Consider the following 16,978-nt stretch of genomic DNA (forward strand, 5'->3'; position numbering starts at 1 on the left):
TCAGGAGGCGTCAGCCGTGCTTCGCGCGGCTCGCGGCGCGGGCGCGCTCGCGGGCGTCCAGGTTCACCTTGCGGATGCGGACCGCCTCCGGGGTGACCTCCACGCACTCGTCGTCGCGGCAGAACTCCAGCGACTGCTCCAGGGAGAGCTTGCGCGGCGGGACGATCGACTCGGCCACGTCGGCCGTGGACGACCGCATGTTGGTGAGCTTCTTCTCCTTGGTGATGTTGACGTCCATGTCGTCGGAGCGGGAGTTCTCACCGACGATCATGCCCTCGTACACCTCGGTGCCGGGCTCCGTGAACAGCACGCCGCGCTCCTGGAGGTTCGTCATCGCGAACGCGGTGACGGCACCGGCGCGGTCGGCGACCAGCGAGCCGTTGTTACGGGTCTGCAGCGTGCCGAACCAGGGCTCGTGGCCCTCGTGGATGGAGTGGCCGATGCCCGTGCCACGGGTCTGGGTCAGGAACTCGGTACGGAAGCCGATCAGACCGCGGGAGGGCACCACGAACTCCATGCGCACCCAGCCGGAGCCGTGGTTGGACATGTTGTCCATGCGGCCCTTGCGGACGCCCATGAGCTGCGTGACGGCGCCCATGTGCTCCTCGGGCACGTCGATCGTCATGCGCTCGACGGGCTCGTAGACCTTGCCGTCGACGTCCTTGGTGACGACCTGGGGCTTGCCGATGGTCAGCTCGAAGCCCTCGCGGCGCATCTGCTCGACCAGGATGGCGAGCGCCAGCTCACCACGGCCCTGGACCTCCCAGGCGTCCGGACGCTCGGTCTCCAGGACACGGAGGGAGACGTTACCGACCAGCTCGCGGTCCAGGCGGTCCTTGACCTGGCGGGCGGTGACCTTGCGGTCCTTGACGGCCGACTTCGCGTCGGCGCCCTTGCCGGTGCCGCCGCGGCCGACCAGCGGGGAGGTGTTGGTGCCGATGACCATGGAGATCGCGGGCTCGTCGACCGTGATCAGCGGGAGCGGGACCGGGTTCTCGGTGTCGGCGAGGGTCTCGCCGATCATGATGTCCGGGATACCGGCGACGGCGCAGATGTCACCGGGGCCGGCCATCTCCGCCGGCTTGCGGGTGAGCGCCTCGGTCATCATCAGCTCGGAGATGCGGACGTTGCTGACCGAGCCGTCGCGCTTGATCCAGGCGACCGTCTGGCCCTTGCGCAGCTCGCCCTGCTCGACGCGGAGCAGGGCGATACGGCCGAGGAAGTTGTCGGCGTCCAGGTTGGTGACGTGGGCCTGGAGCGGGGCGGCCTCGTCGTAGGTCGGGGCCGGGATGTGCTCCAGGATCGTGGAGAAGAACGGCTCCAGGCTGTCGCTGTCGGCCGGGACCGTGCCGTCGTCCGGCTTGGTCAGCGAGGCGACGCCGTCACGGCCGCAGGCGTAGACGATCGGGAACTCGATCTGGTCCTCGTCCGCGTCCAGGTCGAGGAAGAGGTCGTAGGTCTCGTTGACGACCTCGTCGATGCGGGAGTCCGGACGGTCCGTCTTGTTGATGCACAGGATGACGGGCAGGCGCTGCTGCAGGGCCTTGCGCAGCACGAAGCGGGTCTGCGGCAGCGGGCCCTCGGAGGCGTCCACCAGCAGCACGACGCCGTCGACCATCGACAGACCGCGCTCGACCTCGCCACCGAAGTCGGCGTGGCCGGGGGTGTCGATGATGTTGATGGTGATCGGGTCCCCGCCGTCCTTGGGGTGATACTTCACCGCCGTGTTCTTGGCGAGGATCGTGATGCCCTTCTCACGCTCCAGGTCGTTCGAGTCCATGACCCGGTCGTCGACCTGGTCGAGCTGGTGGGCGGCGAACGCGCCGGCCTGCTTCAGCATGCCGTCGACGATGGTGGTCTTGCCGTGGTCGACGTGGGCGACGATGGCGACGTTGCGGATGTCGTGGCGCGTGGCCATATTGCGACGTACTCCCGGGATGTGAGGAAGGCCCTCTCGTACGTCCGTGTGACGCGGGCCCTGCCGGGCTTGACATGCCACGGCCTCACCCCATGTTACGTGGCCCTGAGGGGGTCGGCCTCCTCAGGGCCACGGCGGTCTCAGCTGCCGGACGGGCTCGGCGAGACCTTGGCGCCCTTTTTCAGGAAGCCCATGTCCTCGTAGACGGGTGTCTGGAACCCGAAGGCACCCGCGTTGACCAGGTTCTTCCGGGCTCCGACCAGCTGCGGGCGCTGGTAGAGCGGGATGGAGCCGGCGGCCGCCCAGATCCGGGAGTCCGCCTTGCGAATCAGGTCTCGCGCCTCGTCCTCGTCCAGCGTCGAGGCGGCCTGGTCGAAGAGCTGGTCGACCTGGTCGGTGCCGACCCGGGTGAAGTTCTGTTCGACGTTCACCGAGCCGTCGGCGGCCGGGACCGGCTTGGCGTAGATCGGCCGGGCGTCGGTCGCGGGGAAGGCGGAGGACGGCCAGGAGTACAGGGCGAGGTCGTAGTCGCCTGCGGCGACGTGGTCCTTGAAGTAGCTCTCGTCCGAGACCTTGGTGATCGTGGTGCGGATGCCGACCTTGTCGAGCATCGCCGCGATCCGCTCGGCGACGGAGTTCAGGGTCTCGGAGCCGGGCCCCGAGGGGAGCACGAAGCGCAGGGCGAGGGCCTTGCCGTCCTTGGCCAGCGGCGCGGTGACGGCGCCGGCCGGGGCCGCGGTGCCCTTCGGGGCGTAGGCGCCGGGGGCGCCGCCCTGCCCGCCGTTGTACTGCTTGCCGTCCTGCGAGAGGTGCTTGCCGCCCTCGTCGCCCTCGTCGCCCTTCTCGCTCTTCTCGCTCTTCTCGCTCTTCTCGCTCTTCTCGCTCTTCTCGCTCTTCTCGCTCTTCTCCTCGGCCGACTCGTGGTGCTTGCCCTTGTCGTCGCTGCCCTTGTCGTCCTCGCCGACGATGTACTGGCCGTCGTCGCCGCCGTCGGACTCCTCCGCCTTCTTCTTCTCGGCCTCGGCCTTCTTCTTCGCAGCCTCGGCGCCGGCCGCCTTCTCGGTCTTGTTCTGCTCCTTGACCGGTCCGCCGAGCACCCAGCCGGCGTCCGCGAGCAGCGCCGCGGCCTCCTTGGTGTCCACGCCGCCCAGGGCGCCGCTGTTGTCGACGTAGTCGGCCTGCCCGGACAGGGCGAGGTGGCTGCCGACCGGGACGGCCGGCAGGCCGAGCGGGGTCAGCACGAGCTTGGCCAGTTCCTCGCGGTCGATCGCGCGGGCGATGGCCTGGCGGACCCGCTCGTCCGTGAGGGGGCCCGAGGCGCCGTTGAGGGCGAGCTGGGTGTAGGCGGGCTCCAGCGACTTGCGGACGTCGAAGGCGTGCAGGTTCTCCTGCTCCTCCAGGTACCGGGTGATGGCCTTGCGCAGCTTCTTCTGGCCGGCCTTGACCTCGTCGGAGTCGAGGCCGTGCGCGAGGGCCCAGGAGCGCAGCTTCTTGGCGGAGGTCTTGCCGGCGCCCTGCAGCGGGGTGCCGGTGCCCCCCTGGCGGGAGGCGAGGTTGATCCGCTCGGCCTCGGCCGAGTCGATGTCGGCGAGGTCCACGGTTCCGTCGGCGAGCGCCGCCGCCCGCTTGTCGCGGTCCACGGCGTGCAGCACGATCTCGTTCAGCTTGGCGGGCTTGCCCCACCAGCGCGGGTTGCGGGTGAGGACGACGTCCTTGGTGGCGGTGTCGACCTTCTCGACCTTGAAGGGGCCCGCGGTCACGTCCAGCTTGCGGCGGGCGCCGTCGTTGAAGGCGTCCGGGGTGCCCATGACGTCCTTCGGGTACAGCGGGGAGAACAGCGACTTCCAGTCGGCGAAGGGGCGGGAGAAGGTGACCCGGACCTGGAGGTCGTTCGCGCCGCGCTCGATCTTCTCGATGCGGTCGTAGCCGGCGTTGCGGGCGGTCCAGTAGGCGCTGTCCTTTCCGGACAGGGCGCGCCACTGGGCGACGAAGTCGGCGGCGCCGATCTCCCGGCCGTCGCTCCAGACGGCCTGCTGGTTCAGCTTGTACAGCACGACCTGCCGCGGCTCGGTCTCGATGACCTTGGCGGACTCCAGATAGGCGGGGTTGGCCACCGGACGCCCGGTGGCGTCGAGGCGGAACATCGACGGCAGCACGGCCTGGGCGACCCGGGTGGTGCCCGCGTCGGCGTCCGCCTGGAACGTGTTCAGGGTCTCCGGTACGGCGTCCACGGCCCACTTCAGGGTGCCGCCCTCGGCCACCTGGTCGCGGGCGACGAGGTCGATGTCCTGCCCGGCCAGGGGACGGCTCGGCTCCTCGTCGGAGCCGCAGCCGGCGAGCAGGGACGCCGCGAGGGCCCCCGCGGTCAGGAAGGCGACCGAGCGCAGGACCGCGCGGATTCCGACGCCGTCGTGGGACATCTCTGCTACCTCCGGGAAGCCGAGGGCGTTATGATCACTTTTGGCCGTATATGGAGCTGATCAGATCTATGCGCCCAGTGAAGAGGAAAGGATCCGGCAACAGCGGGCGACACGACGACGACGGAAAGTAAGCCACCCGTGCGGCGCAACACACCCGGAGATGCACCCACGCGACTCCGCCAATCGATGCACATCTCTTCACAGCGACAGGTGTGACGCGCAACACTCCAAGGCGCATGAACGTTGCCGCCCAGGGCCCGCAGGACCCGTGGAAGTGAGGGCAAGTCATGTCCGTGCACGACGAACTGACAACCGTCCAGCGCAGCCTCGACGATCTGTACCGGTCGCTCGGGCGCCTGGAGAAGCAGCTGGGCAGCGGTGGCCTGGAGATGCGCCGGGTCCGGATGGACGCCGACCATCTGCGCGAGAGCCTGGCGCTGCTGCGGGACGCGGCACGCAGCCCGGCCGCCGCGGACCGGCCCGACCTCGTCACCATCTCCGACACGCCGTACGACATCAGCCTGTGGACGGACTCGGACGACGAAGGCCTGGGCGCCCGCGACCGGCACGCTCCCTGAACCGAACCGACCGGAGTCTGTCTTGGCGACTGGTACGGAACCTCAACAGAACAGCGGCGGCGTACGTTCGCGTACGCGCGCCGCGATCGACGCACCGCATCTGCGGACCGACCGCTGGTGGCTGGCGCCCGCCGTCACCGCGGCCGGTCTGTTCGCCTTCGTCGTCTACTCGACCTGGCGGGCCTTCGCGAACGCGGACTACTACGCGGCGCCGTACGTCTCCCCGTTCTACTCGCCGTGCCTGGCGCAGAACTGCGCGACCATGCACGCGGGGCCGAACGCCGACCTCTTCGGGAGCTGGTGGGCCATCTCCCCCGCCGTCATCATCCTGATCTTCCCGCTCGGCTTCCGGCTGACCTGCTACTACTACCGCAAGGCCTACTACCGCAGCTTCTGGGCGTCCCCGCCCGCCTGCGCGGTGGCCGAGCCGCACCGGACGTACACCGGAGAGAGCCGCTTCCCGCTCATCCTGCAGAACGTCCACCGGTACTTCTTCTTCGCCGCCCTGCTGGTCGCCGGCGTGCTGACCTACGACACCGTGCTGGCCTTCCGCGACGAGCACTACCGCTGGGGCCACATGGGCCTCGGCACCCTCGTCTTCCTGGTCAACATCGTGCTGATCTGGGCGTACACGATCTCCTGCCACTCCTGCCGGCACATCGTCGGCGGCAAGCTCAAGCACTTCTCGAAGCATCCCGTGCGCTACAAGGCGTGGCAGTTCGTCGGGAAGCTCAACGCCCGGCACATGCTGCTCGCCTGGACGTCCCTGGTGAGCGTGGCGTTCGCCGACTTCTACGTCTATCTCGTCGCGTCCGGCGTCTTCGACGATCCGCGCTTCTTCTAGAGACCCCAGTGAGGAACTGACTGATGTCCGTGGTGGACCGGCAGGAGTGGGACGTCGTCGTGGTCGGTGCCGGCGGCGCCGGGCTGCGGGCCGCGATCGAGGCGCGCGAGCGGGGCGCCCGTACGGCGGTGATCTGCAAGTCGCTGTTCGGCAAGGCGCACACGGTGATGGCCGAGGGCGGCATCGCGGCGGCCATGGCCAACGTCAACGAGCACGACAACTGGCAGGTCCACTTCCGTGACACCCTGCGCGGCGGTAAGTTCCTCAACCAGTGGCGGATGTCCGAACTGCACGCGCAGGAGGCCCCGGACCGGGTGTGGGAGCTGGAGACCTGGGGCGCGCTGTTCGACCGCACGAAGGACGGGAAGATCTCGCAGCGCAACTTCGGCGGCCACGAGTACCCGCGGCTCGCACACGTCGGCGACCGTACGGGTCTCGAACTGATCCGCACCCTCCAGCAGAAGATCGTCGCGCTGCAGCAGGAGGACAAGAGGGAGACCGGGGACTACGAGTCGCGGCTGAAGGTCTTCCAGGAGTGCACGGTCACCCGGGTCCTCAAGACTGTGCCTGACAGCGGCTCCGCCGCGGGGTCGCGCGTATCCGGAGTCTTCGCCTACGACCGCGAGTTCGGTCGCTTCTTCGTGCTGCGGGCTCCCGCCGTGGTGATCGCGACGGGCGGCATCGGCAAGTCCTTCAAGGTGACGTCCAACTCGTGGGAGTACACGGGCGACGGGCACGCCCTGGCCCTGCTCGCGGGCGGTGCGCTGCTCAACATGGAGTTCGTGCAGTTCCACCCGACGGGCATGATCTGGCCACCCTCGGTCAAGGGCCTCCTGGTGACCGAGTCGGTGCGCGGCGACGGCGGGGTGCTCAGGAACGCCGAGGGCAGGCGGTTCATGTTCGACTACGTCCCCGACGTCTTCAAGGAGAAGTACGCCGAGTCGGAGGAGGAGGGCGACCGCTGGTACGAGGACCAGGAGAACAACCGGCGCCCGCCCGAGCTGCTCCCCCGCGACGAGGTCGCCCGCGCCATCAACGCCGAGGTGAAGGCGGGCCGCGGCTCCCCGCACGGCGGGGTCTTCCTGGACGTGTCGACACGTATGCCGGCCGAGGTGATCAAGCGCCGACTGCCCTCCATGTACCACCAGTTCAAGGAGCTGGCGGACGTCGACATCACGGCGGAGCCGATGGAGGTCGGGCCGACCTGCCACTACGTGATGGGCGGCATCGCGGTCGACTCCGAGACGGCGGCGGCGCGCGGGGTGCCGGGGCTGTTCGCGGCCGGTGAGGTCGCGGGCGGCATGCACGGCTCCAACCGGCTCGGCGGCAACTCGCTCTCCGACCTGCTGGTGTTCGGGCGCCGGGCCGGCTGGCACGCGGCCGAGTACGCGGCGGGCGCGGCCGAGCGCCCCCCGGTCGCCGACACACAGGTCGACGCGGCGGCCGCGGAGGCCCTGCGGCCCTTCTCCGCCCAGCCGGAGGGCGAGGCGGGTCCGCCGGAGAACCCGTACACCCTGCACCAGGAACTCCAGCAGACCATGAACGACCTGGTCGGCATCATCCGCCGCGAGGGCGAGATGGAGCAGGCCCTGCAGAAGCTGGCCGAGCTGCGCGTACGCGCCCGGCGGGCCGGTGTCGAGGGGCACCGGCAGTTCAACCCGGGCTGGCATCTCGCCCTCGACCTGCGGAACATGCTGCTGGTCAGCGAGTGCGTGGCACGGGCCGCGCTGGAGCGCACCGAGTCGCGCGGCGGTCACACCCGCGAGGACCATCCGACGATGGACCGCGCCTGGCGCAACGTGAACCTGCTGTGCTCGCTGGCCGATCCCACCGGAGGCCTCGCGGCGACCGATCCCGCGCGCGGCCAGATCCGGCTGACCCGGGAGACCACCGAACCCATCCGCCCGGACCTGCTCGCCCTCTTCGAGAAGGAGGAGCTGGTCAAGTACCTCGCCGAAGAGGAGCTGTACGAGTGAGCAGCTACGAGGCCCGCTTCAAGGTGTGGCGGGGTGACGTGGAGGGCGGCGGCCTGGAGGACTTCGGGGTCGAGGTCCACGACGGGGAGGTGGTGCTGGACATCATCCACCGGCTCCAGGCGACCCAGGCGCCCGACCTCGCCGTGCGCTGGAACTGCAAGGCGGGCAAGTGCGGTTCGTGCTCGGCGGAGATCAACGGGCGCCCGAGGCTGATGTGCATGACGCGCATGTCGGTGTTCACCCGGGACGAGACGATCACCGTCACCCCGCTGCGCGCCTTCCCGGTGGTCCGGGACCTGGTGACCGACGTCGGCTTCAACTACCAGAAGGCCAGGGAGGTTCCGGCCTTCGTACCCCCCGCCGGTGTGGGCCCGGGCGAGTACCGCATGTTCCAGGAGGACGTGGACCGCTCGCAGGAGTTCCGCAAGTGCATCGAGTGCTTCCTGTGCCAGGACACCTGCCATGTCGTCCGCGACCACGAGGAGAACAAGAAGGCGTTCGCCGGGCCGCGCTTCCTGATGCGGGTCGCGGAGCTGGACATGCACCCGCTGGACGCGGCGGAGGAGACCGGCCTGGACCGCAAGGAGACTGCCCAGGACGAGCACGGCCTCGGCTACTGCAACATCACCAAGTGCTGCACGGAGGTCTGTCCGGAGGACATCAAGATCACGGACAACGCGCTGATCCCGCTGAAGGAGCGCGCGGTGGACCGCAAGTACGACCCGCTGGTCTGGCTGGGGTCGAAGATCAGGAGGAGGTCTTCGTAGAGTCCCGGCCGGGGCGCTGGGCGAGGGCCTGGATGACGAATCCGGCTACGAAGAGCGCGAGATACCCGAAGAACCCGACGTCGCCGAAACCGGCGTCGTCGAACGGCCCGAGGAACAGGAGCAGACTCAGCCCGAGCGTCGTGACCAGGGTGCCGTACCCCCACAGTCGCGGCCGTACCACCCGGCGGCGGGCGGGCCACGGCACCCAGTCCGCCGCGACGGACGCGATGCCGCCCGCCGCGAGCAGTGCCACGACCAGCCATGCCGCCACCACCAAGTACATGTGCATGACGATCAGCGTCCCACCGGAACGCCCGCCTCGGTAGTCATCCGGCCCAGTCCTTCCGGTACGCCCGCCAGTCCGCCTCCGTCGCCGCGAAGTCGACGTACAGGGCTACGCCGAAGCGGGCGCGGTCGGCGTCGGTGCGGGACAGGCCCAGGCGGACACCGCGTACGGCGGCCGGGACGGTCTCCGCGTGGGCCCAGTGGCCGAAGCGGTTCTCGTGGTAGAAGGGCAGGCCCATGAGGAGGTCGGTGGTGTCCGGGGTGACTTCCAGGGCGAGGCTGGTCTGCTGGGCCACATAGCCGCCGTACAGGCTCTCCAGCGGCTGCATCGTGTCGTACGACATCACGGCGATCTGGTCCACCCGGCGGGCCACCTGCCCGAAGTAGGCCTGTGACCACCACTTGGGGTGGCCGGTGGTCGCGCCCCAGAAGGAGTGGAACGCGGGCAGCGGGTCTATCTGGTGGGCCGCGACGGAGAGCAGTGCGTGGTGGGCGTGGGTGAGCGCGCGGAGGTCGTCCAGGAGGGAGAGGTAGTCGCTGTCGCCGGAGTGCAGGGGCTCCAGGTCGAAGTGGGCGCCCTCGAAGCCGGCGGCCAGGATCCGGCGGGTCGAGGCGACGACGGCGGTGCGGGTGGCGGCGCGCTCCAGGTGCAGGCCGTCGGGGGTCTCACCGGCCAGCTTGTCGCCCAGCCAGGCCTGGACGCGGATGCCGGGCAGCTCCCGGTGTACGGCTCTGATCAGCCAACGTGCCTTCGGATAGGCCGACTCGGGCAGGGTGCCGTCGTGTTCCAGCGGGCCCGAGTGGACGTACAGGTCGCGGATGCCGGTGCCCTGCAGACGGCGGGCGAGAGCTGTGACGTCCTTGTCGGTCTTGCGGCCGTCGACCCAGGCGTGGCCGAGCCACACGGCGTCGCGGTTCCGGGTCTGGGTCCCCTTGGCGGGGTCGCCGGTGTAGTTGAGGCGGAGGGCTGTTTCCGCGGCGAGGACGGGGAGGAGCAGGAGCGCTAGTGCGGCGGCAACGATGATGACGATGCGCCGGCGCCGGCGTCGTGGCCGTGGCTGTGGCCCCTGTGAGAGGTTTTCGCCGTCGGCGGCCTCCGCGCCCGTCGGTTCGCCGGTCTTCTCCTCGTTCAATCCTGCCTCCCGGTCTTCCTCGTCCCCCAGCCGTATCCGCCCCACTCGCGAAGCCGCCTACCTGCCCATACGCTCCAAAATGTGACGTCCTCCCTGATCCGGGGCCGGCCCCGGCGTGCCAAGGCGCACATACGGGTGCGGGTGACGCATGCCGTGCTGGGCGCGCTCGTGGGGGCCGGGTGGCTGGTGTTGCCGGTGATGACGGCCGGTGAGCATGATCCGGTTCCCGTCTCCCCGGCCGGGCCGGTCGCGAGCGCCGCCACGACGCAGCAGGAAGGGACGTCCGTCACCGATCTCCTCATGCCGCTGGTCGCCGTCGGTGCGGCCGGGGCGCTGGCCGGGTACGGCTATCTGCGGCGCACCCGGCGGGCCCGGACCCGGACGACGCCGGGCGTGGTGTCGGCGGCGCCGCCTGTGCCCACCGCGCTGGAGAACGAGCGGCAGGCCCGCGCCGCGCTGGTGCTGGCCGACGACTGTGTGCGCGCCAGCAGCGAGGAACTTCCCTTCGTCGAGGAGCTGTTCGGCAGCGAGGCCGTCGAGCCGTACGTGCACGCCCTGCGGGCCGCGCAGACCGAACTGTCGGCCGCGTTCGCGATATGGCGGCGGTACGAGGAGGGGGTTCCGGGGGACGCGAGTGCCCGGCGGCAGGCGCTGGTGGGAGTGGTCGGGCGGTGCGCGGAGGCGGGGCGGCGGCTGGATGCCGAGGCGGAGGGGCTTGACCTGCTGCGGGGGCTGGAGCAGGGGGTGGGCGCGGCCCTGGAGGTCGCCGAGGGGCGGTTCCGGGAGCTGACCGCGCGGACGGCGGCGGCCGAGGCCACGGCGGCGGAGCTGCACCTGCGGTACGCGCCCTCGGCCGGGGCCCCCGTGACCGGGTATGTCGAACAGGCCAAGGACCGGCTGGTGTTCGCCACGTCGCACCTCAACGAGTCCCGGCAGGCGGCCGATTCGGGGGACGGGCAGCGGGCGGCCCGCCGACTGCGCGCGGCCGAGGGCGGAGTCGCCCAGGCCGGTGTTCTCGTCGGCGGGGTCGAGCGGCTCGCGGCACAGCTGCGGGAGGCGGCCGCGCTGGTGCCGGCCGCACTGACCGGCGGGGAGGCGGAGATCGCCGAGGCACGGCGGAACGGCGGACGGCTGGCCCCCGGTGAGCTGCACGCGCGGATCGCCCACGCCGACGGGGTACTGGCCGCCGTACGCGCGGAGCTGACCGCCGGCCCGTACGACCCACTGGACGCGCTGCGGCGCATCGCCCGGGCGGTGGAGCGGCTGGAGGTGGGGCGCTCCGGAGCGGTGCAGGCGGCCGCGCGGCTCGTGTCGCACAGCGCGCTCGGTGGGGCCGAGGACTTCATCGCGGTGCACCGGGGGGCGGTGGGCGCTCAGGCGCGGGCACGGCTGGCGGAGGCGGAGCGGGCGCTCGGCTCGGGCGCCGACGCGGACGTACTCGCCCGAGAGGCCCGCGATCTGGCCGAACGCGATGTGCGGGCCCACGGCAACCCGTACGCCGACGGCCACGCCACCGGCCTCACCGGTGCCGTCCTCGGCGGAATCCTGCTGGCCGAGGAGCCGGACGGCGGTCCCCCGGCCAGCTTCGGCGGCCCGGAGACCCGGGGGCGCCGCCACCTCGGCTAGCCGCCGCGCTCCCTGGGGGCTCCGCCCCCAGACCCCCGCTTCCCACCCGCCCACCCGTCTCGGTCGGCCACGCGGGCACCCTCGCAGGTGGTCCCCGCCTGGACAGCTCGGTCGGATGCTGGAGGCGGAGCCCCCAGGTCGGCGTTGTCAGAAGAGGCTGAGCAGGGCCTCCGCCGGGTCCGTCAGGCTGTTCTCGCCTCCGGGGAGCGGGAGTTCGAACCAGACGGTCTTGCCGCGCGGCGTACGGCGTGAGCCCCACGCCGCGCTGAGTAGACCGACCAGTTGCAGGCCCCGGCCCCCCTCGTCGGTGTCGCGGGCACGGCGGCGGCGGGGCTGGACCAGGCCGGAGTCCCAGACCTCGCAGACCAGGGTGCGGTCCAGCAGCAACCGCAGCCTGATCTCGCCCTCGCCGTAGCGCAGTGCGTTGGTGACCAGCTCGCTGACCAGCAGCTCCGTGGTGTCGACCAGAGGCTCCATGTCCCAGCTGAGCAGCTGCGCGCGGGCGTATTCACGGGCCCGCCCCACACTGCGGGGCTCGCGCGGCAGCGTCCAGTCGCCGACGGAGTCGGCGGGCAGGCCCTGGACCCGGGCCATCAGCAGGGCGATGTCGTCCTCGCCGTGGTGGGTGTCGAGGGTGTTGAGGACGTGGTCGCAGACGTCCTCCAGGTTTCGATGGGTGTCGGCGCGCAGCGCCGTCGTTGAGGGGTGGTGGCCGGGTGACGGGTGGGCGGGGTCGGTCAGCGCGCCGACGAAGGCCTGGAGGCCCTCGTCCAGGGGGTGGTCGCGGGATTCGACCAGGCCGTCCGTGTAGAGGGCGAGCAGGGCGCCCTCCGGGAGTTCGACCTCCACCTCCTCGAAGGGCTCGCCGCCCACGCCCAGCGGCATGCCCGGCGGCACGTCGAGCATCAGGGCCGCCTCGCCGGGTTCCACCAGCACCGGGGGAAGGTGGCCGGCGTTGGCGAACGTGCAGCGTCTGGTCACCGAGTCGTAGACCGCGTACACGCAGGTGGCGAGGTAGACCTCGGAGAGGTCGGCGTCGCGGGGCTGGCGGGCCGCGCGGGTGGCCTGCTGGACGCCGCCGGGGGTGCCGAGGCCGCGGGCGATCTCGTCCAACGCCGAGAGGACCTCGGCCGGTTCGAGGTCGAGCAGGGCCAGCGTGCGGACCGCCGTACGGAGTTCGCCCATCGCCACCGCGGCGCGCAGACCGCGGCCCATGACGTCCCCGACCACCAAGGCCGTACGGTGGCCCGGGAGTTCGATCACGTCGAACCAGTCGCCGCCGACCTCCGTCGCCGCGTTGCCGGGCAGGTAGCGGCACGCGATGTCGAGGCCGGACGCCTCGGGGTCGCCGGGCGGGAGCAGGGATCGTTGCAGGATCAGCGCGCGTTCGTGCTCGCGGCGGTACAGGCGGGCGTTGTCGATGCAGACGGCGGCCCGCGCGGCCAGCTCCACCGCGAGGTCCCGGTCGCGGTCGCCGAACGGCTCGCTGCCCTTCGTGCGGGCGAACCGGGCGAGACCCACGACCGTGTCGTGGGCGACCATCGGCACCACCAGCATGGACTGCACGAGACCGCCGTCCTCGGCGGGGACGCGCTGCGGGCGGGCGGTGCGCAGGGCGTCCGCGCAGGGCGAGTTGAACGGGAAGTGGTGGACCGCGCCGACCGCGACGGGGTCGCCGTCGCCGTCGAACGGCGCGTCCGAGACGGCGCTGGCGAAGGCGACACGGCGCAGCTCCGCACTGCCGTCGGCGAGGCCGGGCGGGGTCTCGTCGCCGGTGAGCAGGCCCTGGTAGAGGTCGACGGTGGCAAGGTCGCAGAACCCGGGGACGACGACGTCGAGGAGTTCGCGGGCCGTGGTCTCCAGGTCCAGGGAGTTCCCTATGCGGGCGCCGGCCTCGTTGAGCAGGGCGAGGTTGCGCCGGGCTGCGGCGGCCTCGCGGGCTGCGGCGCGGCGGGCGGTGATGTCGGTGCCGAGCCAGGCGATGCCGATGGGCCGGCCGCTGCCGCTGTGCACGCGGTAGAGGTTGACGGACCAGTGCCGGCGCTCCTCGGAGCCCGGGACGAAGCCCGTGACATGCATGTCGGTGATGGAGTCGCCGGTCTCCAGCACACGGCGCAGGGTGGCCGAAACCCGCTCGGCCTCAGCGCGCGGGAGGTAGTCGTGAACTCCCTTGCCACGGTGGTCGTCCGGGGTTCCGCCGAAGATGGAGGCGAAGCGCATGTTGGCGCGGCGCACCCTGAGGTCTATGTCGATCAGCAGGAAACCGAACGGGGATTGACCGAAAATCGCCTGCGAGGCGGCGAGGTCGGTCTCGATGCTGCGCAGGGTGCGGACGTCCACCACTATGCAGACGGCGGCCTTGTCGCCCTCGGCGGTCCGGGTGGGCATGACGTAGACCTCGGCGAGTCCCTCCTCGCCGCGCGCCCCGTCCGGCAGGTCCGGCATCCGGAAGGGGACCACCCCGGTCCACTCCCGCCCGTCGAGGATTTCGGCCATCTTGTGCTGGCCGCGCTCGCGCAGATCGGGATCGATGAAGGCCTCGATGGGGTCCATGCCGACGGCGCGTTCGGCGGGGATCCCGAAGAGTTGCTCGGCGCGCAGGCTCCACTGCTCGACCACCCCGCCGGGGCTGATGGAGAAGGACGCGACCCTGATGTAGTCGTAGATCGAGCCGGGCGGACTGCTCTGCCACATGGCGTCGCCGGGCACCGCGGTCTGTACGGCCTGGCTCCTCGCGCCGCCCGACGGGTCCTCGGACTCCGTGGCCTTCGCTGGTATCTCGCTCACGCGAACCGTCCCCTCCAGCTCACCGCACCCGGCACCGGTCACCGGGGGCGGCTGCCCGCAGTATCCAGCACTACGGCGCCGCACGACACGGTGTTCACGATCACAGCTCGGTCCAGGCGTTTTTCGGACCTACTGCGACGACACATCCAGTCTTCTAACCAGGGAACACGCCCTCGAATCACGCACCCCCACCCCGGTACCGGGCGCGCGTCGCAGCATGGACGGCGCACGGCGGCCTGTACACCAGGCTCACCCGGGCACCGCCAGTTCGAACCAGACGGTCTTTCCGGTCTCGCCGGGCCGCGTCCCCCAGCGGCGCGAGGAGCCGGCGACCAGTTGCAGACCGCGGCCGCTCTCGTCCTCGGCGCGGGCGGTGCGCTCGCGCGGCGGGTCCGGGAGCGGGTCGGAGACCTCGACCAGCAGCGTGTCGCCGAGCCCGGCGGGGCGTACCAGCCGTACGCCGATCGGCCCGGTCGCATGCCGCAGGGAGTTCGTCACCAGCTCGCTGACCAGCAGTGCGGCCAGATCGGCGAGGCAGTCGAGGTCCCAGCCGTGCAACTGGCCCCGGACCGCGGCGCGGGCGGTGCGCACGGCGCCGGGTTCCGCGGGAAAGGTCCACTCGGCGCAGTCGCCTTCGGTGTCGATCACGCCGATCACTTCCCAGGCCAACGAGCCCACCCATGTCCGGTTTCGTGGGGTTAATGGGGACATACCCGGTATCCGGGAAGCATTACCGTGCGGAAGGGCGCGCGGTGGCACGAACGGCGTACGGGGCGCTCCGCGCAACTGACGTGGGCACCGGGCTTCAAGGGCGCCGGCCCTTCGACCGCCCGCCAGGGGGCTCCGCCCCCTGGACCCCCCGGCCTATGCCCACCCACCACCCGACTCCGTCGGCAGAAGGGCCAGAGTTTCAATTTCTCGCACCGCTGCCACGTCCTGGTCGAGCCAGTTCACGTCCCAGACCTCGTCCGGAGTCAGCCAGCGCACGTCGTCGTGGTCCTGGAGGGGGCGGGGCGCGGCGGAACCGGGGCGCAGGCGCGCGGTCCACACCTGGAGGACGTACGGGGATCGCAGGGGCCACTCCCCCGGCACGCGCTCGACCGCCTCGGTGTCGATGCCGAGTTCCTCGCGCAGTTCGCGCACCAGGGCGTCCTCGGGCCGCTCACCGGGCTCGACCTTGCCGCCGGGCAGCTCCCAGCGCCCGGCCAGTTCGGGAGGCGCGCTGCGCCGCGCGGCGAGCAGCCGGCCGGCGTCGAGCAGGGCGGCTCCCACCACCACGATCCGTTCGGTCATGGAGCGGAGCCTACGGGAGCGCGTCAGTGGTCAGTTGAGCGCGCCTGAGGTCAGTTGTGGGTGCCGTCGCCGTTCTGGCCGATGCGTTCGACCCAGTAGAGCTGCTTGTGGCCGCGGTCGTCGAGACTGTCGGCGATCTTCTGAGCCTCGGCCCGGGTCGCATACCGTCCCACGCGGTAGCGATTGCCGTTGTCGTCCTGCCTTATGACGATCCAGGGCAGGGCGACCGTGCCCTCACTCATCGCCCCCACCGTTCCTTCTCGCACCGCCCCACCCGCTTTCCCTCCCGGGCCCCCGTCGCGCCCCGCCTAAGGAAACCGCAATCCGCATATGCCCGAGCGTACGCCCTACCTTCACGCAGCGAATACGCCTTTTCACAAAGAGGTACGCAACCAGCCAGAACACAGGGGGCGCACGATGGGGAACGCGCCGCCCTACCCCCCTCTGTCGTGCGTCGGGGGCATATCGGGCGGACCCTGGATCACCTGGGAAAACGGCCGGAATGCAGCGGGCCGTAGGGGGCGGGTGCCGAATCACCGGGCGAGGACGCCCGCCCCGGGAGCGTGCGGGGGTGTGCGCTACTTCACTGGCAGGTGGTACGCGACCCGGTAGCGGTCGGCGGGGATCACGACGTCGGCGGTCTCCACGGGGCGGCCGGAGGCGTAGTAGGTGCGCTGGATGACGAGGACCACATGTCCGGGGACGCCGCCGAGGACGTGCAGTTCCTCGGCGAGGCCGGGGCGGGCGCCGACCTCCTCGGTGACGTTGTCCACGACGACGTCGATGGCCCGCATGCGCTCGACGACGCCCATGCCGCCGAGCGGGCCCTCCTCGGGCAGCATCACGGGCGTGCGGCCGGTGACGGCGAGGGGCTCCCAGGAGGTGGAGAGCATCATCGGCTCCCCCGCGTCCCGGAACAGGTACCTGGTGCGCATGACGCGCTCGCCGGGCTTGAGGCCGAGCCGCTCGGCGACGGCGGCCCCGGCCTCGGCCTGCTCGCTGCTGGACTCCCAGGTGCCACGCATCGTGGCGTCGGCCTGCTCCTGCCTGAAGGGCGTGGCGCCGGAGGGCGGCCGGAACCCGGAGCGGGCCACGCGCCGGGGCACCGGACGCTCGCGCACATACGTCCCGGAGCCGGAGCGGCCCTCGACCAGGCCCTCGGCCATCAGCACCTTGCGGGCCTCCAGCGCGACCGTGTCCGAGACGCCGTACTCCTCGCGGATGCGGGCCTGGGAGGGGAGCCGGGTGTGGGGCGGCAGCGAACCGTCGACGATCTTCTTGCGGAGATCACCCGCGACACGCAGGTACGCCGGCTGCTCACCGAAAGTCACTGGCCGCTCCCATCAGGTTG

14 protein-coding genes are annotated in these 16,978 nt (G+C 71.2%); 5 read left to right on the plus strand and 9 right to left on the minus strand.

From position 1 onward, the window contains the following. Positions 1–10: 10 nt before the first annotated feature. Both typA and ACFY3C_RS13580 read right to left on the minus strand, forming a co-directional pair. Positions 11–1,918: a translational GTPase TypA gene (gene typA / locus ACFY3C_RS13575; RefSeq protein WP_386578145.1), complete on the minus strand. Its 1,908-nt coding sequence runs from the start codon at positions 1,916–1,918 to the stop codon at positions 11–13. A gap of 140 nt (positions 1,919–2,058) precedes the next feature. Then, entirely contained in the window at positions 2,059–4,338 is a 2,280-nt protein-coding gene (locus tag ACFY3C_RS13580) for an ABC transporter family substrate-binding protein (protein ID WP_390770831.1), read from the minus strand. Positions 4,339–4,625: 287 nt separating this feature from the next. Here ACFY3C_RS13580 and ACFY3C_RS13585 point away from each other — a divergent pair, with 287 nt between their 5' ends. Genes ACFY3C_RS13585 through ACFY3C_RS13600 form a run of 4 tightly spaced genes read left to right on the plus strand, consistent with a single transcriptional unit; the run spans position 4,626 to position 8,503 of the window. Next, the gene (locus ACFY3C_RS13585) at positions 4,626–4,916 is read left to right on the plus strand and encodes a hypothetical protein (protein WP_386578143.1); all 291 of its coding nucleotides are present in this window, start codon (positions 4,626–4,628) and stop codon (positions 4,914–4,916) included. A gap of 22 nt (positions 4,917–4,938) precedes the next feature. Further along, positions 4,939–5,760 (plus strand): hypothetical protein, encoded by an 822-nt coding sequence (locus ACFY3C_RS13590; protein WP_386578142.1) that lies wholly within the window; start codon positions 4,939–4,941, stop codon positions 5,758–5,760. A 23-nt stretch (positions 5,761–5,783) separates the two neighbouring features. Beyond that, the gene (locus ACFY3C_RS13595) at positions 5,784–7,736 is read left to right on the plus strand and encodes a fumarate reductase/succinate dehydrogenase flavoprotein subunit (RefSeq protein WP_390770832.1); all 1,953 of its coding nucleotides are present in this window, start codon (positions 5,784–5,786) and stop codon (positions 7,734–7,736) included. Then, complete coding sequence (locus ACFY3C_RS13600; RefSeq protein ID WP_390770833.1) at positions 7,733–8,503, plus strand: succinate dehydrogenase/fumarate reductase iron-sulfur subunit; 771 nt, start codon at positions 7,733–7,735, stop codon at positions 8,501–8,503. The genes ACFY3C_RS13595 and ACFY3C_RS13600 overlap by 4 nt, the downstream gene beginning before the upstream one ends. Here ACFY3C_RS13600 and ACFY3C_RS13605 read toward each other — a convergent pair. Together ACFY3C_RS13605 and ACFY3C_RS13610 are read right to left on the minus strand one after the other, a co-directional pair. Beyond that, positions 8,484–8,792 (minus strand): hypothetical protein, encoded by a 309-nt coding sequence (locus ACFY3C_RS13605; RefSeq protein ID WP_390770834.1) that lies wholly within the window; start codon positions 8,790–8,792, stop codon positions 8,484–8,486. The genes ACFY3C_RS13600 and ACFY3C_RS13605 overlap by 20 nt on opposite strands. Positions 8,793–8,829: 37 nt before the next feature. Next, positions 8,830–9,921 (minus strand): hypothetical protein, encoded by a 1,092-nt coding sequence (locus ACFY3C_RS13610; RefSeq protein ID WP_390770835.1) that lies wholly within the window; start codon positions 9,919–9,921, stop codon positions 8,830–8,832. 81 nt (positions 9,922–10,002) lie between these two features. Between ACFY3C_RS13610 and ACFY3C_RS13615 the strand changes: the two genes are divergently transcribed. Next, positions 10,003–11,547, plus strand: a complete 1,545-nt coding sequence (locus ACFY3C_RS13615) for a hypothetical protein (RefSeq protein WP_390770836.1) — start codon at positions 10,003–10,005, stop codon at positions 11,545–11,547. 147 nt (positions 11,548–11,694) lie between these two features. On the opposite strand, the gene ACFY3C_RS13620 is transcribed toward ACFY3C_RS13615, so the two are convergent. The 5 genes from ACFY3C_RS13620 to ACFY3C_RS13640 form a co-directional block, all read right to left on the minus strand. Continuing rightward, on the minus strand, positions 11,695–14,334 hold the full coding sequence (locus ACFY3C_RS13620; RefSeq protein WP_390770837.1) for a SpoIIE family protein phosphatase: 2,640 nt from the start codon (positions 14,332–14,334) through the stop codon (positions 11,695–11,697). A 249-nt stretch (positions 14,335–14,583) separates the two neighbouring features. Then, entirely contained in the window at positions 14,584–15,012 is a 429-nt protein-coding gene (locus ACFY3C_RS13625; protein ID WP_386578135.1) for an ATP-binding protein, read from the minus strand. A 186-nt stretch (positions 15,013–15,198) separates the two neighbouring features. Continuing rightward, complete coding sequence (locus ACFY3C_RS13630; RefSeq protein ID WP_386578134.1) at positions 15,199–15,627, minus strand: (deoxy)nucleoside triphosphate pyrophosphohydrolase; 429 nt, start codon at positions 15,625–15,627, stop codon at positions 15,199–15,201. 50 nt (positions 15,628–15,677) lie between these two features. After that, complete coding sequence (locus ACFY3C_RS13635) at positions 15,678–15,869, minus strand: SPOR domain-containing protein (protein WP_386578133.1); 192 nt, start codon at positions 15,867–15,869, stop codon at positions 15,678–15,680. A 336-nt stretch (positions 15,870–16,205) separates the two neighbouring features. After that, complete coding sequence (locus ACFY3C_RS13640) at positions 16,206–16,958, minus strand: GntR family transcriptional regulator (protein WP_390770838.1); 753 nt, start codon at positions 16,956–16,958, stop codon at positions 16,206–16,208. Positions 16,959–16,978: the final 20 nt, after the last annotated feature.

The organism is Streptomyces sp. NPDC001410, assembly GCF_042895235.1.
Taxonomy (GTDB): domain Bacteria; phylum Actinomycetota; class Actinomycetes; order Streptomycetales; family Streptomycetaceae; genus Streptomyces.

What these genes read in the sequence shown, in the direction of transcription:
- typA (WP_386578145.1), bottom strand. Translation starts at nt 1,918, where the DNA reads ATGGCCACGCGCCACGACATCCGCAACGTCGCCATCGTCGCCCACGTC.
- ACFY3C_RS13580 (WP_390770831.1), bottom strand. Translation starts at nt 4,338, where the DNA reads ATGTCCCACGACGGCGTCGGAATCCGCGCGGTCCTGCGCTCGGTCGCC.
- ACFY3C_RS13585 (WP_386578143.1), top strand. Translation starts at nt 4,626, where the DNA reads ATGTCCGTGCACGACGAACTGACAACCGTCCAGCGCAGCCTCGACGAT.
- ACFY3C_RS13595 (WP_390770832.1), top strand. Translation starts at nt 5,784, where the DNA reads ATGTCCGTGGTGGACCGGCAGGAGTGGGACGTCGTCGTGGTCGGTGCC.
- ACFY3C_RS13605 (WP_390770834.1), bottom strand. Translation starts at nt 8,792, where the DNA reads ATGCACATGTACTTGGTGGTGGCGGCATGGCTGGTCGTGGCACTGCTC.
- ACFY3C_RS13630 (WP_386578134.1), bottom strand. Translation starts at nt 15,627, where the DNA reads ATGACCGAACGGATCGTGGTGGTGGGAGCCGCCCTGCTCGACGCCGGC.
- ACFY3C_RS13635 (WP_386578133.1), bottom strand. Translation starts at nt 15,869, where the DNA reads ATGAGTGAGGGCACGGTCGCCCTGCCCTGGATCGTCATAAGGCAGGAC.